This window comes from Streptomyces luteoverticillatus, from assembly GCF_003970715.1.
Taxonomy (GTDB): Bacteria; Actinomycetota; Actinomycetes; order Streptomycetales; family Streptomycetaceae; genus Streptomyces; species Streptomyces abikoensis.
On sequence record NZ_CP034587.1, the window covers coordinates 3737155 to 3762466 of the forward strand.

24 protein-coding genes are annotated in these 25312 nt (G+C 72.0%); 14 read left to right on the forward strand and 10 right to left on the reverse strand.

Annotation, left to right across the window (positions count from 1 at the left end; genetic code table 11):
• Nucleotides 1–11 precede the first annotated feature (11 nt).
• Both EKH77_RS16480 and EKH77_RS16485 read right to left on the reverse strand, forming a co-directional pair.
• The gene (locus EKH77_RS16480; RefSeq protein ID WP_126915119.1) at nt 12–830 is read right to left on the reverse strand and encodes a class I SAM-dependent methyltransferase; all 819 of its coding nucleotides are present in this window, start codon (nt 828–830) and stop codon (nt 12–14) included.
• Nucleotides 827–2152, reverse strand: coding sequence for a helix-turn-helix domain-containing protein (locus tag EKH77_RS16485; protein ID WP_126915120.1), 1326 nt, complete (start codon nt 2150–2152; stop codon nt 827–829). The genes EKH77_RS16480 and EKH77_RS16485 overlap by 4 nt, the downstream gene beginning before the upstream one ends.
• Nucleotides 2153–2307: 155 nt before the next feature.
• Here EKH77_RS16485 and EKH77_RS33370 point away from each other — a divergent pair, with 155 nt between their 5' ends.
• The 6 genes from EKH77_RS33370 to EKH77_RS16515 all read left to right on the forward strand — a co-directional run bounded on the left by EKH77_RS33370 (nt 2308) and on the right by EKH77_RS16515 (nt 7128).
• Nucleotides 2308–2508, forward strand: a complete 201-nt coding sequence (locus EKH77_RS33370) for a hypothetical protein (protein ID WP_126915121.1) — start codon at nt 2308–2310, stop codon at nt 2506–2508.
• A gap of 16 nt (nt 2509–2524) precedes the next feature.
• Nucleotides 2525–3040, forward strand: a complete 516-nt coding sequence (locus EKH77_RS16495) for a hypothetical protein (protein WP_126915122.1) — start codon at nt 2525–2527, stop codon at nt 3038–3040.
• Nucleotides 3037–3513, forward strand: coding sequence for an NUDIX domain-containing protein (locus tag EKH77_RS16500; protein ID WP_126915123.1), 477 nt, complete (start codon nt 3037–3039; stop codon nt 3511–3513). The genes EKH77_RS16495 and EKH77_RS16500 overlap by 4 nt, the downstream gene beginning before the upstream one ends.
• On the forward strand, nt 3510–4478 hold the full coding sequence (hemC, locus tag EKH77_RS16505) for a hydroxymethylbilane synthase (RefSeq protein WP_126915124.1): 969 nt from the start codon (nt 3510–3512) through the stop codon (nt 4476–4478). The genes EKH77_RS16500 and hemC overlap by 4 nt, the downstream gene beginning before the upstream one ends.
• 388 nt (nt 4479–4866) lie before the next feature.
• Nucleotides 4867–5799, forward strand: coding sequence for an ALF repeat-containing protein (locus EKH77_RS16510; RefSeq protein WP_126915125.1), 933 nt, complete (start codon nt 4867–4869; stop codon nt 5797–5799).
• Between the two features lie 177 nt (nt 5800–5976).
• On the forward strand, nt 5977–7128 hold the full coding sequence (locus EKH77_RS16515; RefSeq protein WP_240667379.1) for an alpha/beta hydrolase: 1152 nt from the start codon (nt 5977–5979) through the stop codon (nt 7126–7128).
• 6 nt (nt 7129–7134) lie between these two features.
• Here EKH77_RS16515 and EKH77_RS16520 read toward each other — a convergent pair whose 3' ends face one another.
• A complete protein-coding gene (locus tag EKH77_RS16520; protein ID WP_126915126.1) occupies nt 7135–8052 on the reverse strand; it encodes an SGNH/GDSL hydrolase family protein in 918 nt (305 codons plus the stop codon).
• Nucleotides 8053–8303: 251 nt separating this feature from the next.
• Complete coding sequence (locus tag EKH77_RS16525; protein WP_126915127.1) at nt 8304–8978, reverse strand: GGDEF domain-containing protein; 675 nt, start codon at nt 8976–8978, stop codon at nt 8304–8306.
• A gap of 543 nt (nt 8979–9521) precedes the next feature.
• Here EKH77_RS16525 and EKH77_RS16530 point away from each other — a divergent pair.
• The 6 genes from EKH77_RS16530 to EKH77_RS16555 all read left to right on the forward strand — a co-directional run bounded on the left by EKH77_RS16530 (nt 9522) and on the right by EKH77_RS16555 (nt 14064).
• On the forward strand, nt 9522–9848 hold the full coding sequence (locus EKH77_RS16530) for a hypothetical protein (RefSeq protein WP_126915128.1): 327 nt from the start codon (nt 9522–9524) through the stop codon (nt 9846–9848).
• A gap of 148 nt (nt 9849–9996) precedes the next feature.
• Nucleotides 9997–10968 carry a bifunctional MaoC family dehydratase N-terminal/OB-fold nucleic acid binding domain-containing protein gene (locus EKH77_RS16535; RefSeq protein ID WP_126915129.1) on the forward strand — a complete coding sequence of 324 codons (972 nt, stop codon included), beginning with the start codon at nt 9997–9999 and terminating at the stop codon, nt 10966–10968.
• Entirely contained in the window at nt 10965–11360 is a 396-nt protein-coding gene (locus EKH77_RS16540; RefSeq protein ID WP_126915130.1) for a MaoC family dehydratase, read from the forward strand. The genes EKH77_RS16535 and EKH77_RS16540 overlap by 4 nt, the downstream gene beginning before the upstream one ends.
• Nucleotides 11357–12499, forward strand: a complete 1143-nt coding sequence (locus EKH77_RS16545) for a lipid-transfer protein (protein WP_126915131.1) — start codon at nt 11357–11359, stop codon at nt 12497–12499. The genes EKH77_RS16540 and EKH77_RS16545 overlap by 4 nt, the downstream gene beginning before the upstream one ends.
• 54 nt (nt 12500–12553) lie before the next feature.
• Nucleotides 12554–13378: a DUF1906 domain-containing protein gene (locus tag EKH77_RS16550; RefSeq protein WP_126915132.1), complete on the forward strand. Its 825-nt coding sequence runs from the start codon at nt 12554–12556 to the stop codon at nt 13376–13378.
• 143 nt (nt 13379–13521) lie between these two features.
• Complete coding sequence (locus tag EKH77_RS16555) at nt 13522–14064, forward strand: SigE family RNA polymerase sigma factor (protein ID WP_126915133.1); 543 nt, start codon at nt 13522–13524, stop codon at nt 14062–14064.
• Nucleotides 14065–14074: 10 nt separating this feature from the next.
• Here the strand turns inward: EKH77_RS16555 and EKH77_RS16560 are convergent, their stop codons facing one another.
• Both EKH77_RS16560 and EKH77_RS16565 read right to left on the reverse strand, forming a co-directional pair.
• Nucleotides 14075–14317, reverse strand: coding sequence for a DUF397 domain-containing protein (locus EKH77_RS16560; protein ID WP_126915134.1), 243 nt, complete (start codon nt 14315–14317; stop codon nt 14075–14077).
• Between the two features lie 11 nt (nt 14318–14328).
• Nucleotides 14329–15183 (reverse strand): helix-turn-helix domain-containing protein, encoded by an 855-nt coding sequence (locus EKH77_RS16565; protein WP_126915135.1) that lies wholly within the window; start codon nt 15181–15183, stop codon nt 14329–14331.
• A 245-nt stretch (nt 15184–15428) separates the two neighbouring features.
• On the opposite strand from EKH77_RS16565, the gene EKH77_RS16570 reads away from it, so the two are divergent.
• Nucleotides 15429–15977, forward strand: coding sequence for an ATP-binding protein (locus EKH77_RS16570; RefSeq protein ID WP_126915136.1), 549 nt, complete (start codon nt 15429–15431; stop codon nt 15975–15977).
• Between the two features lie 115 nt (nt 15978–16092).
• On the opposite strand, the gene EKH77_RS16575 is transcribed toward EKH77_RS16570, so the two are convergent.
• The gene (locus tag EKH77_RS16575; RefSeq protein ID WP_126915137.1) at nt 16093–17745 is read right to left on the reverse strand and encodes a long-chain fatty acid--CoA ligase; all 1653 of its coding nucleotides are present in this window, start codon (nt 17743–17745) and stop codon (nt 16093–16095) included.
• 139 nt (nt 17746–17884) lie between these two features.
• The gene (locus EKH77_RS16580; RefSeq protein ID WP_126915138.1) at nt 17885–19126 is read right to left on the reverse strand and encodes an MFS transporter; all 1242 of its coding nucleotides are present in this window, start codon (nt 19124–19126) and stop codon (nt 17885–17887) included.
• A gap of 114 nt (nt 19127–19240) precedes the next feature.
• Between EKH77_RS16580 and EKH77_RS16585 the strand changes: the two genes are divergently transcribed.
• Nucleotides 19241–19855 (forward strand): TetR family transcriptional regulator, encoded by a 615-nt coding sequence (locus EKH77_RS16585; RefSeq protein ID WP_126915139.1) that lies wholly within the window; start codon nt 19241–19243, stop codon nt 19853–19855.
• Between the two features lie 40 nt (nt 19856–19895).
• Here EKH77_RS16585 and EKH77_RS16590 read toward each other — a convergent pair whose 3' ends face one another.
• Both EKH77_RS16590 and EKH77_RS16595 read right to left on the reverse strand, forming a co-directional pair.
• Nucleotides 19896–24548: a PAS domain-containing protein gene (locus EKH77_RS16590; protein WP_126915140.1), complete on the reverse strand. Its 4653-nt coding sequence runs from the start codon at nt 24546–24548 to the stop codon at nt 19896–19898.
• Between the two features lie 214 nt (nt 24549–24762).
• Complete coding sequence (locus EKH77_RS16595) at nt 24763–25224, reverse strand: SSI family serine proteinase inhibitor (RefSeq protein ID WP_126915141.1); 462 nt, start codon at nt 25222–25224, stop codon at nt 24763–24765.
• Nucleotides 25225–25312 lie beyond the last annotated feature (88 nt).

A 25312-nucleotide genomic window follows, 5' to 3' on the forward strand; every position in this document is an offset into this window, starting at 1 on the left:
CCTAGGGCGGCTCAACGGCGACAGACCAGCAGACCGCCGAGACACGTGATCTCGAACTGCCCGTGTTTCTCAATGTGTTGGGCGACGATCTCCTCGGCGTGTCGGATCGTTTCATCGAAGGGCACTTCGTGCTGATCGGCCCAGGCCCGGTAAGACGCCATGTGCGCGATGACCGGAGCGGGGTCGGTCACGGTGATGGTGCCGGGCAACTCGATCACGTCCACGGCGTCGAAGACGCGGCCGAGCAGTGACGGAGCCTCTTCGAGCGAGAACCGGGCGCTGAGCGAGATCCGTGACGGCCCTCGGTCCAGGCCGAGGATGTCGCCGGATGCGCGCTGCCATAGGTCGTCCAGCTCCGACTTGTCGCGGTCGCTGTTGGTTGACGCGATGACGGTTCCGCCATCGGCGAGTACCCGGCCGAGTTCGCCGACCGCTCCGGGGATGTCCTCGACGTGGTAGAGCATGTGCATGGCCAATGCCGCGTTCACGCCGCCGTCGTGCAGCGGCAGGCGGGAGGCGTCGGCCACGGCCACCGGGCCGGGCACTTCGGCGAGGATGCCGGCCGAGATGTCGAGTCCGAGCAGCCGAAGGTCGGGCCGGTCGTTTCGCAGGCGGCGGATGAACTTGCCGTTCCCGCAGCCGATGTCGACTACCGTCCCGCGAATTTCCCGTAGTTGCTCCGCAATGAGGCCGGGCAGGTCATAGCGCGGTGACTGCCACTGGTACAGCGACTGCCGGGCCGAGAGGTCCCGCCCGCTCTTGTAGGCGCTTTCGGACAAGAGCGAACGATCGGTGACGTCGGCGTTGTGCCGTATGGGGGTGTCGGTCACGTCAGTGGCTCCGGGGCTTCGTGGGGCGGGGACGCTGTGGACGTGGTCGTGCTGTGGATGCGTTCGCGCAGCTCGGCGACGCGTGGCGAACCACGGTACTGCTGGGCCCCGAGTTCGCCGGAGAGAGCGCTCAGACGGCGAAGGATGCTCGCCGAGAGCAGCCCGCCGGGGCTGTCGAGGACGAACGTCAGCATGCCCTCGGTGGCGTCCATATGCCCGGCGAGCATGTGCCCGCGTGCGAGGTCCAGGTGGGCGGCGAGCAGGTCTCCGGTCGAGCGGTCGTCGGCCGCTGCGTCGCGGTAGAGATCGATTGCAGCGGCGGCACTGTTGATCGCCTGCTGCACATTGCTGCGGTCGCCGATCGACAGGTGTGTGGTTCCGGCGTAGGTCAGCTGCTTGGGGTGCGGGAAGCTGAAGATTCCGGGTGCCGCGTCGTCCGACAAGGCGTCTCGCGCGTGCTCGGCGCGGCGCAGGGCGGCGGAGGCCCCTTGGCGATCCCCGGCGGCGGCGAGGGCTCTGGCTTCCAGACTCGCGAGCCGGACAACATCAGCTCCGGCCGCCGGGTAGGACTGGCCGGCGCGGGCGAGATCAGCGGCCTCTCGTGGGTCGCCGTCCCAGAAGGTGATCAGCGACTGCATGCCGCGCACCCAGGCGCGGAGCCCGTGGTGGTCCGCCTCTTCGGCGCAGGCCCATGCCGTGCGGGAGTGGGTCATGGCGGACGCGTAGTCGCCCAGGTCGAGACATACATGTGCTGATAGGCCGCACAGGCGTCCCGCCGCCGCGTAGAGGTCCAGCGTCTGTCGTGGTCGTTGCCGACCCCTCAGCAGGTCGAATGTCTCGTCCCGCAGGCTGCTGATCGTGTCGTGGAGCTCTGAGACAGGGCGGCTGACGTACTGGCGGGCCAGCGTGAAGACCTCGGCATCCAACTGTTCGACGGCGTAGGGGTCTGTGTTGCGTGAGGCTAGGAACCTCGAAAACCTGGCCGACGAGGTGGCGTCCGCAGCCAGGACTCGACGCGACGGTGCGGCAGGGACGGTGGCCTGCTGCTTTGGCAGGCCAATGCTTCGGCTTGCCGTCTTGCGTCGCCTGGATACGCCGGCCGCACGGTCGAGCGCCACTTGGTCGATGCCGAAGACGGTGGCGAGGAAGCCGAGCGTCCGGGACGTCGGCACGCGGGATTCGCGTTCGTACCGGCCGATCTCCTTGCCAGTCATGGCCGAGCGACCTTCGATCTTGTTGTACTCGTCGGCGACGCGCTGTTGAGACCAACCGAGGTCATCGCGTAACCGCGCGAGCAATGCCCCGATGCCCGTCTCGGCCATCCGTTGCCCTCCCCGGCAGTCGGTTGCTGGCCCCCATACTGGCCCCCCGACTGGCCCCCGCCCAGGCTCCCGCCTCGAACGGGTGATGGGAGTTGGCTGGAGCCATGCCGCCAGGAAGAACGGTCAGAGACCGCAGAACGCGCTACTTCGCCTTCATGCGCGCCGATCGGATTCGGGAAGGCGACGCCGTGCTGGACGAGGGAGTGTTCCGCACCGTGAGCAAGCCGCCGGTGGGAGAACGGTCACCGGGCGGCGGCCAGGTGATCAGCATCGAGTTGCAGAGCCGTGAGGCCCCCTGTGCACGCGGCCGCCCGCCCGTTTCGTGGTTCGCCGATCGGTCGTTCTGCTGGTCGTGAGGAAGGAGGCTTGACGGTGAGTGGCACGTTCGCGAGTCCGCCTGGCCACGCCTTGGACGTGACGCCCGGCCTCCTGTGCTCGGTGGTGGTGTCCACGTGGGTCGAAGGCACTGCTGCCGGGCCCGTGGCATTCCTGCTGATCGGGCACCCGCCTGCCCGTCGCCAGGGTGAGACGGCGGAGGGCATCGAACGGCAGATGCTCGGTCTGTCGGCCGCGCTCGACCTCACCGGGCTGTCCGAACCCATGCGCCATGTGGGGAGCCGCGTGATGCTGCTGGGCACCTCCGGGGCTCTGCTCTCCATCACGGGCGTCCCGTATTCGCTGCGTTTGCCACCGGTCGGCGCTGAATGGTCGCGCATGGTCAGTGAAGGTGCCCCGGTGTGCATCCTGCTGGGGCTCGATCCCATCCCGCCTTACAGCGATGAGAAGGCGACGCAGGAACATCTCCGCCTCTGGCTGTCGCACGATCGCATCCGCATGGGGGCGACCGCTGCCGTGGACCGGCGAGAGCCGGCGGGGTTGGCGCCATGACGCACACGCCACCACCTGGACACCCGATCACGGCTTCCGTGCTCATTACGGACCCGCAAGACCGAGTGCTCATCGTTCATCCCGCGAAGCCGGATGCGCCTTGGGCGTTGCCCGGTGGGGCTGTCGAGCTCGGAGAGTCGCCCCTTGACGCGGCCCGCCGGGAAGTCCGTGAAGAGCTCGGCCTGGTCCTCGATGTGCAGACGCACGACCTGTTCGCCGTCGAGTGGCTGCAAGCGACCAGGCCCGGGCGACGTGACCGGCTCGCGTTCGTTTTCGCCGGTCCCCAGCTGAGCCCCGCTGACCACGACCGCATCACCCTCCAATACGACGAGATCGACGCGTGGCGGTGGGAGCCGCCGACCAGCGCGTTGCAACTGCTTCACCCGCGAATCGCCGCACGCATCGTGGGGCCGCTCCAGCACCCACGTCCGACTACCTACTTTGAGACCAGGCCCCAGGAGAGGACACCATGACCGACTTCCCCGACCGTCCCCTGCGTATCGGCACCCGCAGTTCCCCCATGGCGCTCGCCCAGGTCGAGCAGGTCTCCGCCCTTCTCCGCAAGCACGAGCCCGACCTGAACATCGAGGTCGTACCCGTCACCACCGAGGCGGACAAGTGGCAGGGCGACCTGGCCCAGCTCGGGGGAAAGGGGCTGTACGTCAAGGAAATCGACCAGATGCTGCAACGCGGCACCGTCGACATGGCGGTGCACTGCGTGAAGGACGTGCCGGGGGACCGGCCGCTGCCGCAGGGGCTGATCTTCGCGGCGTACCTGCCCCGCGATGACGTGCGCGACGTCCTCCTCTTCCCGGAGGGGTCTGAGCGACAGACTCTGGGCGATCTTGGGCCTGGCGCCGTCGTTGGAACATCGGCCGTTCGCCGCAAGGCGCAGATCAACCGCGTACGCCCTGACCTCAGCGTCGTGCGGGTCCGTGGGGCCGTGGGATCCCGTGTCGAGAAGCTCGACGGGACCCGCAAGATCGACACCAAGCTCGACGCCATGGTGCTCGCCACGTCCGGACTGGAACGGCTGGGCATCGCCCACCGAGGCCGTCAGGTGTTCACCGTGGACGAGATGCTGCCTGCCGTCGGCGCCGGCACGCTCGGCCTTGAGTGCCGTCAGGACGACGGGGCCGTTGCCGGTCTGCTGTCCCAGCTCAACGACGAGCGGACCATGACCGAGATCACCGCCGAGCGCGTGATGCTGCACGGTCTGCGCGGCCACTGCAACAGCCCAATCGCCGGTCACTGCATCTCGGAACCCGATGGGCAGCTCTCACTGCGGGGTATGGTCTTTTCGCGGGACGGCTCCAAGTTCGTCCACGCCCACTACTGGGGCGAGAGCAGCAACGACCCCGCGACCCTCGGGACGCGCGTGTGCGCCGAGCTGCTGCGCCAGGGGGCGCGGGACATCATCGAGGGCATCCCGCACTGACGCTTCCAGAGCCGGTGGACCAGGTGTGGACCACCGGACCAGCCGGGGCCCGTCTGCGACGGTGTTTGCGCAGGTCATGGCGTGGATGGGCCCCTAACCCACAGCCCTCTTGAAAACCGTCGTGGCAGCGATGTCACCGTGGGTTCAAATCCCACAGTCTCCGCCAGCGCTGCGTTGACGCAGGACGGAAGGGGCACCCGAATGAATTCGGGTGCCCCTTTTGGTTTTTGGCGGTAGTGCGCCGCCGTGCCGGGTCGGCGTCGCCGATCCTGCCGTCCTTCAGGCCTCCGCCGGCCCTGACGCTTTCCTTTGGCGTGGCGGCCGGCTTGATCATCGGACGTAGCATGACGGGAGATTTATCCGTTTCTTATGACAAGCAGGTGCGTACATGAAGTTGGTTCGTGCGTCGGTCCTCGTCGCGGCCGTGGCGATCGCCCCGGCCGTGTTGCTCTCCTCGCCGGCGGTGGCCGCCGGTGGTGGGCAGCCCGCCGCTGTTTCGGTGGCGGAGAAGGCCGGTGACGCGAAGCCCGGCGGGGGTTCGAAGGCGGCCGCCTCGGACATGGACAACCGGGTCGCCATCACCAGGATCATCGGTGACAAGAACACGGGCCCGGGGGTCCGAGAGGCCGGGCTGAAGGCGCTCGACGGTACGCCCGAGGACCGGGTGCGGTTCCTGGAGGCCGGGCAGTATCAGGAGCGGCTGACCGACGACGAGGTGAAGGTCTCCCGGATCATCAACTCCGGTGGCCCCACGGTGAAGGAATACGGCAAGGCCGCCCTGAAGAAGGGCACCCCCGAGGCCATCAAGCGCTTCCTCGAGGAGGAGCTGCCCTTCGCCCGTAAGACGGACCTCCGGATCAAGGTCACGCAGGTCGGTGGCGCCGGTGGCCCCGCCGTGCACAAGGCTGCCTACGACGCGTTGAGGGCCGACACGGACGAGGCTCTCAACCACTTCCTCGAGGTGGGCCAGTACGAGGCCGCCAAGAAGGACAAGGCGGCCGGGGAAGCGGGCAAGGGCAAGGACGGCGGCAAGGACGACAAGGGCGCCAAGCCCTCCGCCTCCGCCGGCCAGACGAAGCCGGCCGGCGGGGCCGAGCAGCCCAAGCAGGGCGATGCCGCCGGTGCCACGGCGAAGCCGTCCGCCTCGGCGTCCGCGGCGACCCAGGGCTCCGGGACGTCCGCCAAGGGCGGTGGCACCGAGCTCGCCTCCACCGGCGCCGGTTCCGCCACCCCGTGGATCGTCGGCGGCACCGTCGTCGTCCTCGGCGCGGGCGCGGGTCTGGTCGTCGCCTCGCGGCGACGCGGTGCCACCCAGCGCTGACGCTCGCGCGGAAACGAGCGTTTGCGTGATCGCCGGGTAATGCCCGCGTAATGGCTGTGCAAAAACTCACGGCTCATGGCTGGAACGCCGCGGTCCTCACGCGCATCCCACAGGGCACATCCATCGCCATGTGCCCTGTGCTGCTCGTCGGGCAGCCGACCCTTGCGGAGCGACGCCATGACGCATTCACCTTCCGGTCTCCACGCTCCCCCGAGCCCCGTACCGCCACCGCCGCGGCGGCGTTCCTCGCGCGGCAAGCGGTGGGCCGTCGTGGTGGCCTGTGTGGTCGTCCTCGGGCTGATCGCGTGGCCCGTGATGGTCCACTACGAGATACCCCCCTTCACGGACAAGGGCGCCCCCGTCAGCTACGGCAAGATCGAGCAGCCGGAGCAGGGCAGCGCGAAGGGGAAGGGGAACGGGAAGGGCGGGGGCGCCTCCGCGGCGCCGGTGGACTCCAAGGTGCTCATGCCGACCGGTCCCGCCGCCGACTTCAAGAACGCGCGGACCCTGGACGACGGCACCCACGTCAGCCTCGTGACCCTCGAGGGCAAGAAGTCCGGCTTCAAGGGCAAGGTATGGGTGTGGGCGCCCAAGGAGTACACGGACGACCCGAAGTACGCGAAGAGCGGCTTCCCCGTGATGATCGCCCTGCCCGGCGGCCCCGGCTACGGCACCAACTACTGGTGGGCGGGCTTCAACTTCCAGGAGAACATGGCCAAGTGGTACAAGGAGGGCAAGGTCAAGCCCTTCCTGCTGGCCATGCCGGTGCTGAACCCCGGCCCGGACGACAAGGGGATCTACTGGGACGGCAGTGACATCCCCGGTCAGCCGAAGATGGGTACGTGGCTGACCGAGGACGTCCCGGACCTGATGCGCGCCAACTTCCGTACGCTCAAGTCGCGCGACGGCTGGGCGTTCATGGGCTCCTCGACCGGTGGATTCGCCGGCCTGAAGGCCGTGCTGAAGCACCCGGACAAGTTCAAGGCCGTCATCGCCAACGGCCCGGACGTCGTGCCCGACTCGCCGCTGTGGAACGGCCACGAGAAGGAGAAGGCCGAGAACAACCCCGAGGTCCTGGCCAAGCGCCTGATCGACACCAAGGGGCCGGACGTCTACCTCTCCTTCCAGGTCGGCACGCGGGAGAGCAACAAGCACACGCTGCCCGACGTCCGGAAGTTCATCGAGACCTACGGCAAGGGCCCCGTCCACACCAACCTCAAGGTGATCGAGGGCGGTCGGCACGACGGGGCCACGTACGCCCCGAACCTCGGCGACGGCCCGCTCCAGTGGATCAGCGAGCAGATCGAGGGGCCGACGCCTTCCAGCTGACGCCGGTCAGCGGGCGCTCGGGCCGAAGATGATCGTGTCGACGACCGCCTCCGCCATCGCCCGCTCACCGCCCGCGTTCGGGTGGAAGGCCACGGCGGGGCGGCTCGGGCGGGGGTAGAGGCCCTCGACGAAACGCTCCTCGAACGGTTGGCACGCGTCGTGGTCGGCCGTCGTGGCGTTGGTGTTGACGTAGAGGTCGCCCCGGTCGGTGGCCTGCTTGCGGAGCATGGCGTTGAGCCGGCGCAGCGTGCCGCGCAGGTAGGGGATGTCGCCGTCGGCGATGCGCACCGACTTCCGGCAGCCCTCGATGTCGTCGCCGAGCAGCGCCGGGTAGCCGACGACGGCCACGCGCGCGTGCGGCGCGCGTTCGTGGACGGCCTTGAGGACGGCGGCGACCTTCGGGGCCGTCTCGTTGACGCGCTTGTCGAGCTCGTCGACGCCGTTCCGCGTGAAGTAGCGCTGGCAGGGGTTGTCGCGCGGGATGCTCTCCACGGGCCCCAGCGGGTGGATGCAGCGGCCGATGATCTCGCCGAATCCGATGTCGTTGCCGCCGATGCCGAGGGTGACCAGGGAGGTGTCCCGGCTGATGGAGTCCAGCTGCGGGTCGTTGCCGGTGGCGCCCTGCCGGTTCCACATGTGATCGGTCGTGGCGCCGCCGCAACTGGCGTCCGTGAAGCTCGTACGGTCCGCGATGCCCAGCTCCTCGCGGACGATCGAGGGGTAGTTGGCGTCGGAGCGGCCGCACCGGGCGTTCACCTGGCGGGGGATGGACGGGCCGGACGTGAACGAGTCGCCGAGGGCGACGTAGCGCGGGACGCGCGGGCGCGGTTCCGCCGCCGTGGCGGGAGTCGCGGCGGTGCCTGCCGCGACCGCCGCCGCGGCGCCCAGCGCTGTCAGGGCGAGACGAAGTCTGCTGCGGGCCATGGGAGCCTCCTACGGGCGTACGGGTCTGGGCGTACGGGCCCGTGTACGACGGGTGCGTACGGCTGGTGTGTACGGCTTGGGGGGCGGCGCCAGCCTCGGGGGTGGCGCACGGGGACGTCAATGGACCGGCCGGTACGGCGGACACCTCTGACCGGATACCGGAGATCGCGCGTCCGGACCGGCGGGCTTGACTGGCGGGCTTGACTGGCGTTCCGGTTCTGTCACCACGCCTTCGGTGACCACGCCTTCGATCACGACGCCTTCGCGACGCCTTTTCGCCGGACCGGCGTGAGCAGCGTGAGGTGGGTGCCGTGCCGCAGAGGCCGTCCGTGGCCCGCGGTGGGGCGCTGGCCGGGGGCGGCTCCGGCGGGGCGCCAGTGGTCGCCGCACCGCTTCGCCGCGTACATGGCCTCGTCGGCGGCGCGCAGCAGTTCCGAGAGCCCGGCGCCGGGGCGGTGGGCGGGGCGGCACAGCCCGATGGAGGCGCGCGGCGACAGCGTCACCCGGCCCGTGTCGAGCGGGGCCGAGAGCCGGGCGGCGAGACAGGCCATCTCCGCGTCCGCGTCGGCCTCCGGCGCGAGGCGCACCAGCGCGGTGAACTCGTCGCCGCCCAGCCGCGCGGCGAAGCCGCCGCGCTCCCGGCACCAGAGGGCGAGCCGCCGTCCGACGGCCGCGATGACCTGGTCCCCGGCCTCGTGCCCGTGGGTGTCGTTGATCTTCTTGAAGCCGTTGAGGTCGAGCAGCAGCACGGCCGTGTGCGGATGCCGGAAGGCCCGCGTGGCGCGGGTGGTGAACTCCTCGCGACGCATGAGGCCGGTGAGGCGGTCGGTACGCGCGGTGCGGAGCCGGCGGGAGAGGAGGAGCGCGTGGGCGGCCCACCCGGCGGTCGGGACGGCGACGGGCAGGGCCTGGAGTATGAGGTTCATCGTGCACCTTCCTGTGCGGCGAGCTGAGTTGTGGGGTGTGCTCGGCGCGTGCGACTCCCGCCCTGGCTGCGGCTGTTGAGGGAAAACGTGAGCCCTGTGTCTCGTGTGCTTTATGAGGCCTGTGTGTGGCACGCGTCCCACGAGTACGTTGATCCGCAAGGGAATTCACGAGGGCGTCGCCCGAGCCGTCATGCAGGACGTCCCCGTTTCCGGCGGAGACCCGATGGGCTTCACCCCGTGAAGATGCCTGTCACTGTGTCGACTTATGGGCAATTCGGGGGAGATTCACGGTGGCTTGACGAAACGGTTCGCCACATGGGGCGCATGGGACTTGAGGGGGTCGAGAGGGGGCGGATGCGACGCTTTTCGCAATGATGTGGGTTTAAGTCGGACTCGTCATGCTTGCGAGGGAATGCGGACAGACGGGGGGTTCGGTGGAGATTCGGTGGGCAATTCTGGCGGTGCGACGTCGAACAAGCGCCGAGGCGGTCGGCCAACCTCCCGGCAAGATCGAGTAGTTCCGTTCCTTCAGGAGGAATCGAAATGGCAAGCACCCGCACCGCCGCCCGCATCTTCGCCGCCCTCACGGCCCTGCCGATGGCGGCCTTCCTCTTCGCCGGCGTGGCCACGGCCGACGACGGCGGCCAGCTCGCCAACCGGGGCTCGAACGTCGCCGCCGCAGGCATCGTGGGCAGCGGCGTCGGGGGGAGCAATCACGGCAACAGCACCACGACTCTCGCGCAGGCCACCGGAAACGGGGCCACGAATCAGACCAACACCGCGAGCATCCTCAGTCCCGGACAGCACGGTCACAACTTCATCCAGCAGGAGAACGTGAGGATCACGTTCACGGAGCTGTGGCGCCACTGAGCGCGCGCCTGCCACCCGGGTGACACGGGTGATGTGGTGAGGAAGTGGACTGGGTCGGTACGACACCGCGCGGCGGCACTCCGGTGCCGCCGCGCGGCGTTTCCGTACGCCTTGACAGTGGCGTAGAGCTGACGGACAGTCAGAAACTATGACCGTGGCCGACCTGTCCGCGCGGCTCACGGCGTACGAGGGGCGTCCCGCCGTCCTGGGAGGGCGGGGCAGGGACCCCGTCGACGCCGCGATGATCAGACACTGGTGCGAGGCCATGGGGATCCCGGGCCCGGGCCCCTCCGGCCCGGGTGTCGGCCCTGGCTCCGGCATCGGCCCTGGCCCTGGCCCCGGCCCCGGCCCCGTCCCCGGACCGGGTCCCGGGGAGGCGCCGCCCGCCATGCTCCAGGTCTGGATCATGAGCGGGCTCTCCGGTGCCGTCGGCCGTACCGCGGCGTACGAGGAGTTCGTCGCCCTCCTCGACCGCGCCGGCTGCACCGCCGTCGTCGCGACCGACTGCGAGCAGGAGTATCTACGGCCACTGCGGACCGGCGACGAGATCACCTTCGACGCGGTGATCGAGTCGGTCTCACCCCGCAAGACCACAGCGCTCGGCACGGGCCACTTCATCACCACGCGCACCGAGATCCGCGCCAACGGCGAGCTCGCCGGAATCCACCGCTTCCGGGTGCTGCGCTACGCGCCGGCCCGCACCAGGAGCGCTTCCCCCGCCGAACGCCCCCGCCCCGTGATCAATCGCGACAACGCCGGCTTCTGGGAGGGCGTCGCCCGGCACCGGTTGCTCATCCAGCGCTGCACAGCCTGCGGAAGGCAGCGTTTTCCCTGGCTGCCGGGGTGTGGCGAGTGCGGATCCCCACTGTGGGAAGCCGTCGAGGCCTCGGGGGAGGGCGTCGTCTTCTCGTACGTCGTCATGCACCACCCACCCGCGCCGGGCTTCGAGCCCCCGTACGCCGTCGGTCTGATCGAACTCGCCGAAGGCGTACGGATGATCAGCAACCTCGTGGGCGTCGAGCCGGGGCGGATCCGGATCGGGATGCCGGTGGCGCTGGAGTTCGTCCGGTCCGGCGAGCAGGAGCTGCCCGTCTTCCGGGCGTACGAGGAGGGCCTGTGAAGCCCGGCGACGAACTCCCCGTCCTCAGCGTCCCCGTCACCCGCACCCTGATCATCGCCGGGGCCCTCGCGACCAGGGACTTCACGGACGTGCACCACGACCCCGAGGCGGCCCGGGCCAAGGGCGCGCCGGACGTCTTCATGAACATCCTCACCACCCAGGGCCTCGTCAGCCGCTTCCTCACCGAGCGGCTCGGCCCCGGCGCCCGGCTCCGGAAGCTGTCCATCCGGCTCGGGGTGCCCAACTACCCCGGGGACACCCTCCATCTGTCCGGATCGATCACTTCCGTGAGTGACGACGAACGCGCTGTCGAAATCGCCATCACAGGCACCAACAGCCTCGGCCGTCACGTCGCCGGCATGGCATCCCTGACCATGGAGGCCGGCCGATGACGGGCGCCGCCGCGATCGCCGGCATCGGGGCCACCGCCTTCACCAAGGACTCCGGCCGCAGCGAACTCGCCCTGGCCGCCGAGGCCGTGCGCGCCGCCCTCGCGGACGCGGGCCTCGCGCCCGGCGACGTCGACGGCCTGGTGACCTTCACCATGGACACCAGCCCCGAGATCGCGGTCGCCCGCGCCACCGGCATCGGTGAGCTGGCCTTCTTCTCCCGGGTCCACTACGGCGGCGGCGCGGCCTGCGCCACCGTCCAGCAGGCGGCGCTCGCGGTGACGGCTGGGGTCGCCGACGTCGTCGTCTGCTACCGGGCCTTCAACGAGCGCTCCGGGCGGCGCTTCGGCGCCGGGGTGCGGGGGCGGGAGCCCTCCGCCGAGGGCGTGGCGCTGGGCTGGGGCCTGCCCTTCGGGCTGCTCACCCCCGCCTCCTGGGCGGCGATGCACGCCCGTCGTTATCTCCATATGTACGGCCTGACGACAGAGGTTTTCGGCCATGTCGCCGTCACCGACCGGCGTTACGCGGCCCGCAACCCCGCCGCGTACTTCCACGGCCGTCCCCTCACGCTCGCCGAGCACGCCGCCTCGCGCTGGATCGCCGAGCCGCTGCGGCTGCTGGACTGCTGCCAGGAGACCGACGGCGGCCAGGCGCTCGTCGTGACCTCCCTGGCGAGGGCCCGTACGCTCCGCCGCCCGCCCGTCGTCATCGCCGCCGCCGCGCAGGGCGCGGCGCGCGGCCAGGAGCAGATGACAGGCTTCTACGAGGGCGATCTGGGCGGGCTGCCGGAGACGGGCGTGGTGGCGCGCCGGCTGTGGCGGGACAGCGGGCTGCGCCCGGCGGACGTCGACGTGGCCGTCCTCTACGACCACTTCACGCCCTACGTCCTCATGCAGCTGGAGGAGTTCGGCTTCTGCGGGCCCGGCGAAGGGGGCGATCTCGTCGCCTCCGGGACGCTGCCGGTCAACACCCACGGCGGGCAGTTGGGGGAGGCGTATCTGCACGGCATGAACGGGATCGCCGAGGGTGTGCGCCAGGTGCGCGGCACGTCGGTGAACCAGGTGCCGGGTGCCGGACGGGTGCTCGTCACCGCCGGAAGCGGTGTTCCCACGTCGGGGCTCATTCTTGCGGCAGACGGATGAACCGAGGGCGTGTCACCGCCGGGGCGTCGCGTCCGGGCCCCTTGACTCGCGGTTATGCCACGACCGAGAAAGATCATCGGATATCTCGTCGCCCTGATGGCGGCGCTGGCCCAGGTGGCCGCCCAGGCCGTGCCGGTCACGGCCGCCCCGGGCGAACGGCCCTCCGTCTACCGGGGCCGGGGCTTCGACAGCTGCCAGGCGCCCCCGCTGACCACCCTCAACGCTTGGGGGGCGGCCACGTCGTACGGGGCCGTCGGCGTCTACTACGCCGGTCGCGGCCGGGCCTGCCCCCACCAGCGCTACCTCAGCCACCGCTGGCTCACCGGCGCCCGCGACCTGGGCTGGCGGGTGCTGCCCGTGTACGTCGGCTCGCAGTCGCCGTGTGTGCGCGCGGCCTCCAAGCGGGGCAACCCCATCGGCTACTACCCCTGGGACCAGGGCGAGGAGGAGGGCCTGGACGCCGTGCGCAGCGCCGATGACCTGGGCATCGCGGCCGGCAGCCCGCTCTACCTGGACATGGAGGCGTACGACTACGGGGACGAGGAGTGCGGCGGCACCACCCTCGACTTCGTCCGCTCCTGGAGCGGCACGGTCTCCCGCCACGGTTACATCCCCGGCTTCTACAGCAGCGCCGAGTCCGGGGTGCGCCACATGGAGCTGGCCCGGCGGGACGGGCTGGGCGACCTGCCGGAGGTGGTGTGGTTCGCCCGCTGGAAGGTTCCGGCCTCGACGGACAGCGAGCGCGTGCTGTCGGCGGCCTCCTGGCAGCCGCACCGGCGGATCCACCAGTACGCCGGGAATGTCACGGAAACGCACGGTGGCCGGAAACTGACCATCGACCGCAACGCCATCGACGCCCCCGTGGCGATCATCCACTGATCGTCCGCCGAGGACTACTAAGGCATTCCGTCTCTCCCCCTCCAGGAGGTGGGGACAACCCCACGCATACGACCTGAGGGGGAGCGGCCTTCGGCACCTCCGGCCGATCCGCCGGTGGTGTCCCCGCTCCTAGCGTTGAGGGCATGACAGTGACCTCGACGTCTGTGTGCACCAGCGCTTCCACCGCCGCCGTGTACCCGTCGTTCTCTTCGTACGTACGGGCCCGCGGGCAGGTGCTCCAGCGCACCGCCCGCTCGCTGACCTCGAACCCGTGCGACGCCGAGGATCTGCTTCAGACGGCCCTCACCAAGACCTATCTGGCCTGGGACCGCATCGAGGACCACCGGGCCCTCGACGGCTACGTCCGCCGGGCGCTGGTGAACACCCGCACCTCCCAGTGGCGCAAGCGCAGGGTCGACGAGTTCCCCTGCGAGGAGCTCCCCGAGCGCGAGTCGGCGCCCGTCGCCGACCCCGCCGAGCAGCAGGCCCTGCGCGACGCGATGTGGCGCGCGGTGCACCGGCTGCCCGACCGCCAGCGGGCCATGGTCGTCCTCAGGTATTACGAGGACATGACCGAGGTGCAGACCGCCGAGCTGCTAGGGGTGTCCGTCGGCACGGTCAAGAGCGCGGTGTCGCGTGCGCTCGGGAAGCTGCGGGAGGATCCGGAGCTCGCGCACGCGGCGTAGTCGCCGCGTTCTACGCGCGTCCGCGCACGCTGGCGATCAGCGCGCGGAAGCGGGGTGGGGTTGTGGTGACGACCACGGTCGGGATGTCGCTTTCGCGGATGGCGATCGTGTGGGGGTGGGCGGATATCTCGACGCATTGCTCGCCGCCACCGGAGTGGGAGGACTTCTGCCAGGGGACGGCGGATATCTCGACGCACTGTTCGCCGCCTCCGCCCGAGTAGGAGGACTTCTGCCATGCGATGTCAGATCTCATGATCGCTTCTCTCACAGTTCCTGCGCGATCTTGCCGATGAACGTGCGGGAATCGGCCGGACCGAGTGACGCTTGCTTCGCGGCGTCGAGGAGCATCCGGTACTTCTCGCGGTCCGCGACCGCGTCCAGGTAGCGGCCCCCGAAGGGCGTATCGAGCTGCACGGTGTCCAACTGCGGGACGACACCACCTGCATACAGCACGGTCTGGGTGACTTCAATGAAGTCCTCATGTGCGAAGGGAATGACCCGCAGGCTGGCGTACGGCCGCTCGGACATCTCCATGAGGTGGCCAAGCTGTTCACGTGCCACTTTCCGGCCGCCGACGCGCATCCGCAAGGCGGCTTCATGGACAAAGGCTTCGAACCGTGGTGGGTTCTCGCGCTCAAAGATGGCTCGCCGTTTCAGACGCTGCTCCACGCGCGCTTCCACCTCGCCGTCCGGCAGCTTGGGGAGCACGCCGGCGAACAAGGCACGTGCGTAGTCCTCGGTCTGGAGGACACCGGGAAAGTTCACAGGCTGCAGACAGCGGATGTACGCCGCATGGTGCTCCAGCTCCGCGATGTCCAGGAAACCGGGAGGAAGGATGTCGCGGTACGCGTCCCACCACCCCTGACCGCGATGCTCACGGCTGATCACGCACAAGGCGTCGATGAGGGCGCTGTCATCGCATGAGTAGAAGGCCGCGAGCCGGCGGATCCGTTCCTCGCTCACGCCTCGCCGCCCGGCCTCGATCATGCTGATCTTGGCCTGATCCGTCCCGACCGACTCGGCGGCCTCACGGGCGGTCTTGCGTGCGGCTTCGCGAAGCTTCCGCAGTTCGGCGCCCAGGCGGGCCTGTCGAACCGTTGGTCTGTCCCTCGGTGGCATTCCACCATCCTCATGCGACTCGGAGCCTGCCGTGCAGGTGTCCGACGGGTCCACTCGATCGCGTGAACCTTCGAGGGAACCTTCTCCCGGGGTATGTATGCCCCCGTAGTGTCCGACGCGTCGCGCGCCAGGCCGGGAAGATCCGAAGTGCAGTCGGCGGGCCGCCAGTTGGGGCGAGCTCGACGGCCGGGCCACGGACGGCGACCGCGTGCAGGTCAACGACGACCGCGTTGGGAGACCAAGCCATGACATCGGCAACGCTAGACAGCCAACTCCGCACCGCCACCTACCACCTGTCCGCCCCGGCGGACGCCACCACCCCCAGACTGGCCCGGAAGTTCGTGACCGGCGCGCTCGAAGCGACCCGTCACCCCGACCTCATCGAGAGTGCCCTCATCTGCGTCTCCGACGTCGTGACGAACGTCGTCCAGCACGCCCGCGTGAACGGCCTCTCCGTGGACGTGACCGCCTACGACCGGCACGTCGTCATCGCCGTGTGCGACGCCAACGCCGCCCGGCGGCCCTACCGGCGGCAGGCCGCCGACGCCGACGACGAGCATGGCCGGGGGCTCATGCTCGTGGAAGCCCTCTCCCACGCCTCCGGCGTTTCCCTCGTCTGGGACGCCCTGAACGTGATCGGCAAGAGCGTCTGGTTCGAGCTGCGCGAGGGCGGGGGCCTAGGCGAAGACGAGGGCGGCGACGAACAGCACGACGAGAATGGCGATCGTCTCCCACCGGGCCGCGCGCCCGAGTGTGCTCAGCGATACGGGTTTCCCGGACCGCGAGGTCGCTGACGGGTTCGGGTTGTAGTCATCGGACGTGGAGTCGCTCATTCCGCCATGCTAGCCGCGCCGCAAACCGGTGCCCCCGGACACAAACGCGCCGGGGGCGCCGGGCGGCGGCGTCGCGTCAGCCGAGCGTCGTGACGATCAGCTCGCCGTCCGCGTACTGCTTGCGCAGCACCTTCTTGTCGAACTTCCCCACCGACGTCTTCGGCACCGACTGGAGCAGCGCCCAGCGCTCGGGCAGCTGCCAGCGGGCGACGCGCTCGCCGAGGAAGGCGCGCAGCCCCTCGTAGTCGACGGCCGCGCCGTCCCGCAGGACGACGGCGGCCAGCGGCCGCTCGCCCCACTTCTCGTCGGGGACGGCCACGACGGCCGCCTCCGCGATCTCGGGGTGGGCCATCAGATGGTTCTCCAGCTCGACCGAGGAGATCCACTCGCCGCCCGACTTGATCACGTCCTTGGCCCGGTCGGTGAGGTTGAGGAAGCCGTCCGGGGTGATCGTGCCGACGTCGCCCGTGCGCAGCCAGCCGTCGGGGCTGAACTTGTCCTCCGGGCGGTACGGTTCGCCGTCGGCGCCGCCGTGGTAGGCGCCCGCGATCCACGGGCCGCGCACCTCCAGCTCACCGGCCGACTCGCCGTCCCACGGCAGCTCCTGCCCGCCGGGGCCGATCAGCCGGGCCTCGACCGACGCGGGCATCCGGCCCTGGGTGACGCGGTAGGGCCACGCCTCCTCGGCGTCCAGCCCGGCGGGCGGGAAGGCGACGGAGCCCAGCGGGGACGTCTCCGTCATGCCCCACGCCTGGACGAGCGTCAGGCCGTGCCGCTCCTCGAACGCCTTCATCAGCGCGGGCGGGCAGGCGCTGCCGCCGCTGATCACGGTGCGCAGGGAGGACATGTCGCGGGGGCGGGCGTCGAGTTCGCCCAGCAGGCCCTGCCAGATCGTCGGGACGCCGGCCGACACGGTCGGGCGCTCCTTCTCGATCATCTCGGCGAGCGGCGCGGGCTGGAGGAAGCGGTCGGGCATCAGCAGCGAGGTGCCGGCCATGAACGCGGCGTGCGGCAGGCCCCAGGCGTTGACGTGGAACATCGGCACGACGGGGAGACAGGTCTCGGCCGGGGTCAGCCCGAAGGAGGCCGCGGCGTTGACCTCCATGGCGTGGAGGTAGACGGAACGGTGGCTGTACACCACGCCCTTGGGCTCGCCCGTGGTGCCGGAGGTGTAGCAGAGGGCGGCGGCCTGGCGCTCGTCGATCTCGGGCCAGGGGTAGTGGTCGCCGGGCTGCCCGGCGATCAGCTCCTCGTAGAGGTGGACGCGGGGCTTCACGCCCTCCAGGACGGAGCGGTCGCCGGGGCCGGAGACGATCACGTGCTCGACGCTGTCGAGGTGCGGGAGGAGGGGCGCGAGCAGCGGCAGCAGGGAGCCGTTGACGATCACGACGCGGTCGGCGGCGTGCCGCACGATCCAGACGAGCTGCTCGGGGGGCAGCCGCAGGTTGAGGGTGTGGAGCACGGCGCCCATGGAGGGGATCGCGAGGTACGCCTCGACGTGGTCGCCGTTGTTCCACATCAGCGTCCCGACGGGCTCCCCCTCGGCGACACCGAGCGCGCGCAGCGCGTGCGCGAGCCGGGTGGCGCGCGTCCCGATCTCGGCGAAGGTGCGCCGCTCGGGCTCGCCTTCTCCCGTCCACGTCGTGACGCGGGCGCTGCCGTGGATCCTCGCCCCGTGGGCCAGGATCCGAGTAACGGTCAGCGGTACGTCCTGCATCGTGCTCTGCACCGGGAGCCTCCCCATTCTGCGCGCGCGTCGTTACGCGAGGGTCGTTCCCGGCGATTCTGCTGGCGTATCCGCCGGTAAGTCACTACCCGGAGGAAACGAGTCCGCCACATTGGGCGGAGTGGCGCCGTGGACGGCCCTCTTACTTCTTCCGCGCGACCAGCGCTCCGCCGACCCAGCCGGCCACGACCCACGCCGCCGCGATGGCGCAGACGCCCGGCCAGCCCCAGTGGTCGTGGGCCGGGCCCGCGAGGGCGGAGGCTGTGGCTCCGCCGATGAAGGCGGCGACGACGTAGGTGGTGTTGGCGGCGGCCGGCGTGGATGTCGCGCCCAGGGCGCGGGTCTGGTTGGCGACCTGGCCCGCCATGAGGCCCGCGTGAATGAGGACCGCGCCCGCGCACAGCGCCCACAGGGCGTGGCCGCCGAGCAGGAAGAGCGGCACGGAGACGGCCGTCAGCGCGTAGGCGAACGTGACGACGCGCGGGGCGCCGAAGCGGTCGACGAGCGAGCCGGAGACCGGGCCGGCGACGGTGGAGACGAGCCCGAAGAGGCCGAACAGCCCGGCCGTGCCCAGGGAGAGGCCGTAGGGGCCGTCCGCGTCGGTGAGCAGCAGCGTCAGCGTCGTCCACAGCGCGCTCCACGCGCCGAACAGGCCGCCCTGGCGCAGGCACGCGGCCCGCAGTTCGGCGGAGGAGGCGAAGAGGCCCGGCAGCCCGGCGATCGCCTTGAAGGGGTTGGCCGCCGTGCGCGGCCGGGTCTCGGCGGGGAGCATGACGGCGGTCAGCAGGCCGACGAGCACGGTCAGCCCCGCCGCGCCGAAGAACACCGCGCGCCAGCCGAACGCCTGCCCGGCGAGCCCGCCGAGCACCCGTGCCGCGACGATGCCGGTGAACAGTCCGGCCACGACCGTGGCCACGTGGCTCGCGCGCCGCTCGGCGGGCGCGCGCTCGGCGACGAGCGGGACGAGCAGCTGCGGTACGACCGTGGCGGCGCAGGCCACCAGAACGGCCGCGGCCAGCGCCGGCAGCCCCGGCGCCAGCCCGGCGGCGATCAGCGCCACACCGGCCACGGCCGAGAGGACGCCGACGAGCCGGCGCCGATTGGCCGTGTCGCCGAGCGGGGCGAAGAACAGCAGGCCGACGGCGTAGCCGAGCTGGGCCACGGAGGCGATCCAGCCGGCCCCGGAGGGGGAGGCGCCGAAGTCCCGGGCGATGAGGCCGATGAGCGGGGCGGCGAGGTAGATGTTCGCCGCCGTGACCGCCGTGCAGAGCGCGATGACGGCGAGCAGCGGGCCGCCGCCGGACGGGCGGGTTCTGGCGGCGGTCGGGCGTATGCGGGGCGGGGTGTCGGTGGTGGGTGACTTCGGCGACTGGGTGACGGTCATCGGTGCGGTTGCTCCCCCGGGGGCAGGTAACCAACTGGTTGGTTGAGGTGGCGGACGCACTGTCTCAAGCGCCCCACGGGGCTGTCAACCAAATAGTTGGTTACTCTGTTCCCCATGGCAGGAGTCAGGGATCCCGAGGCCACCAAGGCCCGCATCTTCGAGGCGGCCACCGCCGAGTTCGCCGCGTACGGCATCGCCGGTGCCCGCATCGACCGCATCGCCCGCGAGGCGCGGGCGAACAAGCAGCTGATCTACGCCTACTTCGGCAACAAGGCCGAGCTGTTCTCCCAGGTGCTGGAGCGGCGGCTGATCGAGCTCGCCGCCGCCAATCCCGTCGACACCGAGGACCTCGACGGCTGGATCGACCGTCAGATGGCGTACCACGCCGCCCACCCCGAGCTGGTCCGGCTCGTCTTCTGGGAGGGCCTGGAGTACGGCGCCGGCGGCATCCCGCACGAGAAGGAACGCGCCGACCACTACAGCCGCAAGGCCGCCGCCTTCGTGGAGGCCCAGGCCAGGGGCGAGATCGATGCGACGATCCCCGCCGCCGACCTGTTCTTCATGCTGATCGCGCTCGTCTCGTGGCCGACCGTGCAGCCGCAGATGCGGCGCATCCTCATCGGCGACACGGACGAGGACCGGGAGCGGCTGCGCGCATCCGTCCGCACGGCCGCGCGCCGCCTCATCGGCCGGGACCTCACCGGCGGGGAGGCCCCGCCCGCCGGCTAGTCCGTCCCGGCCTGTCGGCCAGTCCGTCCCGGCCCGTCGCCTAGTTCGTCCCGATCTTCGCCAGCAGGTCCACGATCCGGCCCTGCACCTCCGCGCTCGTCGAGCGCTCGGCGAGGAAGAGGACCGTCTCGCCGGAGGCGAGGCGCGGCAGCTGCGCCGGGTCGATGTCCGCCGAGGTGTAGACGACCAGCGGCGTGCGGTTGAGCGCGCCGTTGCCGCGCAGCCAGTCGACGATGCCGGCGCGGCGGCGCCGCACCTGCATCAGGTCCATCACGACCAGGTTCGGCCGGGTCTGCGCGGCGAGCGTCACCGCCTCCGAGTCCGTCGCCCCGCACACCACGTGCATGCCGCGCCGCTCCAGCGTCGCGGTCAGCGCGTTGGCGATGGGCTCGTGCTCCTCGATCAGCAGCACCCGCGGCGGGTGCATCTCGCTGTCGCGCGGCGCGAGCGCCTTGAGCAGCACGGCCGGGTCGGCCCCGTAGGCGGCCTCGCGCGTCGCGTGCCCCAGCCCCGCCGTCACCAGCACCGGCACCTCGGCCGCGACCGCCGCCTCGCGCAGCGACTGCAGCGCGGTACGGGTGATCGGGCCGGTCAGCGGGTCGACGAACAGCGCCGCCGGGTACGCGCTTATCTGCGCGTCCACCTCCTCGCGCGAGTGCACGATCACCGGGCGGTAGCCGCGCTCGGTCAGCGCCGCCTCCGTGGACTCGTCCGGGGCGGGCCACACCAGCAGCCGACGCGGATTGTCCAGCGGCTCCGGCGGCAGTTCGTCGTCCATCGGCGGCCGCACGGTCTCCACGACCTCGACGACCTCGACCGCGCCGTTGGGACCGTCGAGCGGCTCGGGGCCCTCGGCGCCCTCGTCCGGCGCCCCTATGGCGAACGCGCGCCCTTCCGGCAGCCCGAGCGACTGCGGGCGGGCCGCGCCCTTGGGGGCGGGTGCGGGGGCTTGCGCCTGGGCCTGTGCCTGCGCCTGGGCCTGGGCTTGCGCGGTCTGTGCCTGGGCCTCCCGCTCGCCCTCGGCGGGGTTCGCCAGCTTGCGGCGACGGCCGGAACCGGCGGAGGGCGTCCCGGCGGCCGGGGTGTCCCCCGCGCCCGGGCCCTGCCCCAGCGTCCGCACGCTGATCGGCCGTGCCCCGCCCGGCTCGCGCCCGGCCGCGCCGTGCTCCTCCGCGAGCGCCCGCCGCGCCCGGCGGCGCCCGGTGGGCGCGGGGGCCTCGGCGGCGGCGTCGAAGACGTACGGCCCCGCGGGGGCCTCGCCGCCCTGCGCGGGGCGCGGCGCGGGCGCACCCGCGAGGGCGAACGGGCCGGTGTTGCTCTGCGGACCGCCGGGCGCGGTGCCCTGGCGGGGCTGGTCCGCGCCGCCATTGCCGGCCGGCTCGCCCGCCTGGGCGGTACGGGGGCCGCCGCTCTGTTCGTCGGGGCCGGGGGCGCCGCCGTGCCGGGCGTGGCCGTTGTCGGGCGCGCCGCCGGGTACGACCTCTCGGCCGGGGGCCCCGGGCACGCCGTTGGGCACGCCGTCCTGCGGGGCACCGCCGGGCGCATCCGTCGGCTGACCGGGCCGGGCGTCGTGGCCGTACGGTCCGGGTGTGGCGGGGGCGCCGCCTCGGTTCTCGGGGTAGCCCGGTCCGGCCTGTCGGCCGGGGGACTCGGGACCACCATGACGTGCGGTGCCGGCAGGCGCGTCGCCCTGACCGTCGGGGTAGCCAGGCACGGCCTGCGGGCGGGGGATGACGGGGGCACCGCCGTGCGGGCCGGGGGCGCCGTGCCGCGCGTCGCCCCGATGGGGGCTGTCGGGCGTGCCCTGGCCGTTGAAACCGGGGGCTCCGTGCTGCGGAGCGTCGTTGGGCGTGCCGCCCTGGTCGTCGGTGCGGCCGGGTGCGACCTGGCGGCCGGGGGCTGCCGGTCGTCCGGGAACGTCGGGGGCGTCGCCTTGAACGTCGGGGTAGCCGGGCGCGGCCTGCATGCCGTGGTTGCCGCCGCCGTCGGGCGCTCCGCCGACCCGGCCGTCGGGGAACTGTGCGCTCGCCGCTCCGGGGCCGCTGTGGCGTGCGGGGTCGTTCGGCGTGCCGTTCTGGTTGTTGGCGAAGCCGGGCATGGCGTGCGGGCCGGGGATGCCGTGCCGTCCGGCGTCGTTCGGCGAGTCGTTCTGCCCCTTGGCGAAGCCGGGTGCGGCGGGCGTGCCCGTTGCCTCCGGGCTGCCGTGGTGTGCGGGGCTGTCGGGCGCGTCGCCCTGGACGTTCGGGTAGCCGGGGGCGTCGGGGCCTCCGGGCCGGGCGGTGCCGTCGGGCTGCGCGGCGTCCCGGGTGCCGGTCGGGGCGGTGACCCGGCCGTCGTGGAACCCGGGCCCGGCCTGGGCGTCAGGGGCGTCCTGCTGCGCGGCGCCCCGCCGCGCGCTCTCCGGCGTGCCGGCCTGACCGTCGGGGAACCCGGGCATGGCCTGCGGGCCGACGAGGCCGGGGGCCCCGGGGCCCCCGTGGCGGCGGGCGCCCGGAACGTCCGGCGCGTCGGCGCTGACGCGGCGGACGCCGTTGCCGGGCGCGCCGCCCTGGCCGTACGGCTCCGCGCCCTCGCGGGCGAAGCCCGCAGGGGTCTCCGGCGGGCCGGGGACGTCCTCCGGGCCCGGGCCCGGGGTCGGCGGCTTGCGGTCGGCGTCGGCCGGGGGGAGGGCGAAGGCCGGGCGGGGGACGGGGGGTTCGGTGGTGGTCTGGACGGGGACGCGGCCCTCCGGCGTCGCCTCCGCGACGGCGCGGCGGGCGCGGCGGCCCGTGGGGGCGGCGGCCGGGGCGCGGTCGGCGTCCGCCGGCGGCAGCGCGAAGGCCGCGCGCGGCGCCTCGCCCGCCTCGCGGCGTGCCCGGCGGCCCGTCGGCGTGCCCGTCGCCTGCGGCGGGACGAGCCCGGCACCGGCGGGCGCGCCCGCCGGCTCCTCCTCGGCCCGCGCCGGACCCCGGCGGCGCCCGGTCGGCGGGGGTGTGGAGCCCTCGCTCCCGGTCCCGGCCTCCGCCGGTTCCGTCGGTCCCGTCGGTTCCGCCGGTCCCGTCGGTCCCGTCGGTCCCGTCGGTTCCGCGTCGGGGCGGCGGGCGCGCCTGCCGGTGGCGGTCGGCTCGTCCCCGTCCCCGGAGGTGGAGTCCGGGCTCGTGCCCCGGCCCCGCTGCGTCGGCATCGGCATGACCGTCGTCAGATTCTCCGTGTCCGGCCCGCGCCGCTCCGCGCCCGGCGGGACCGGGCCCGCGTCGGCCGCGACCGGCACCTCCAGGACGTACGCCTTGCCACCCGACGAACCCGGCACGTCGTGCGTCTGCAGCACTCCGCCGTGGCGCCGGACGATGCCCCGCACCAGGGGCCCGTGCACCGGGTCGCCGCCCGGGAAGGGGCCGCGCACCTCGATGCGGACGACCTCCCCGCGCTGTGCCGCCGCGACGACGATCGTCGAATCGCCGGAGTTCGCGCCGGAGGCCGTCGTGGCGCCCGTGGAGTCGACGCCCGCGACGTCCGCGATCAGATGCGCCAGCGCCTGCGCGAACCGCGCCGCGTCCACCTCGGCCTCGATGGCCGGCGCGTGCACGGCGAACTGGGCGCGCCCCGGGCCGATCAGCTCGACCGCGCCCTCGACGCCCGCCGCGACGACCTCGTCGAGCGCGACCTTCTCCCGGACGAGCCTGTCCGTTCCCGAGTCCAGCCGCTGATAGGCGAGGACGTTGTCGACGAGGGTCCGCATCCGGGCGTAGCCGGCGGCGAGATGGTGGAGGATCTGGTTGGCCTCGGGCCACAGCTGGCCCGCCGGGTCGTCGGCCAGGGTGCCGAGTTCGGCGCGGAGGTGGTCGAGCGGGCCGCGCAGCGAGCCGTCGACCAGGTTCAGCAACTGGGCGTGGCGCGCGGCCAGCGCGTCGTAGGGGCGGCGGTCGGTGAAGGTCATCACCGCGCCCACGAGTTGGTCGCCGTCGCGCACCGGCGCGGTCGTGAGGTCGACGGGCACCGGGCGCCCGTCCTTGGCCCACAGCACCTGCCCGCGCACCCGGTGCTTCCGCCCGGAGCGCAGGGTGTCGGCGATGGGCGACTCCTCGTAGGGGAAGGGCGTGCCGTCCCCGCGCGAGTGGTGGATCAGGGGGTGCAACTCGCGGCCGCCGAGGTCGCTCGCGCGGTAGCCGAGGATCTGCGCGGCGGAGGGGTTGACGAGGACGACCTTGCCGGCGGTGTCGACGCCGACCACGCCCTCCGCCGCCGCGCGCAGGATCATCTCGGTCTGGCGCTGCGAACGGGCCAGTTCGGCCTCGGTGTCCATGGTGCCGGTCAGATCGCGGACGACCAGCATGAGGAGCTCGTCCTCATAGGAAGCGGAAGCGCTCGGCTCGGCGTAGGGGGTGCGGCCGTCGAGGTTGGCGCTGGTCACTTCGACGGGGAACTGGGTGCCGTCGGTGCGCCGGGCGATCATGCGGGTGGGCCGGGTGCGGCCGCCGTCCGGTTCGTTCCGGGGGGCCCGCAGACCGCCGGGGATGCGCCGGGAGTCGAACTCCGGGAGCAGATCGAGCAGACCGCGCCCGACGAGCCCGGTGCCGGGCACCTGGAAGGTCTCCAGCGCGATGTGGTTGGCGTTGACGACCGTGCCGTTGCAGTTGACGAGCAGCAGCGCGTCGGGGAGGGCGTCGAGTATGGCTGCGAGGCGAGCAGCGCCTCGGGATGGCCTGCTGCTCACGACGACGCTTCCTCCCTGGTTACCGCACCTTGCCGACCGCTCCGGGCGGTTTCGTACCGCCTGTGGGGCCTGTCATCGAGGGGAAGTCTACGGGCTGCCGTGGTGGGCGCTACTGCGGATGACGGGTGTGCCGGGAGGTTCCGGTAAGCCTCTCCGGGGCGTCTCGGGCAGGCCGGACATGCCCCTCGTGTCCCTCTTCGTGGGGACCTTCCGGTCAGCCCAGTCGACTTCCTACGGGGGTTTTCTTCGGCGAGCCCTTCGACTCCCCGAACACAGAGGAGAACCGGTTCCAGCGGGCGATCTCGCAGCCGTTCGCCTTGCTGAAGTCGGCGTTCACCGGCCGTCCCGCCCAGATTCCGCTTACGTGCGCGCGGTCCGGTCCGCCGTAGACCATCGTGCAGTCCGCGCCCTTGGGCACGGGGGAGAAGAGGTCCTTCCCCCAGGTCGTCTGCCCGTCCAGCTGGGCGCAGGCTTCCTTGGCGCGTGGATGGGTGCCGCCGGCCGGGTGGCAGTAGAGCTCGTAGTGGGCGTCGCTGCGGCCGGTGTCGGTCACGGTGACTGTGAGGTGGTCGGCGGAGCGGTCCAGCCCGTCCGGGGGGAGCGGTGCGGCCGAGGCGGCCGGCGCGAGCAGCGTGGGCGCCAGGGCGGCGGCGAGGGCGAGACGGCGGAGCGGCATTCGGGGGACTCCCGGGGTGTGAGCGAACGCGGGTCCGGGCGGCCGGATCGCCCGGCCGGACCCCTCACCCGCACTAACGCTCCGGAGC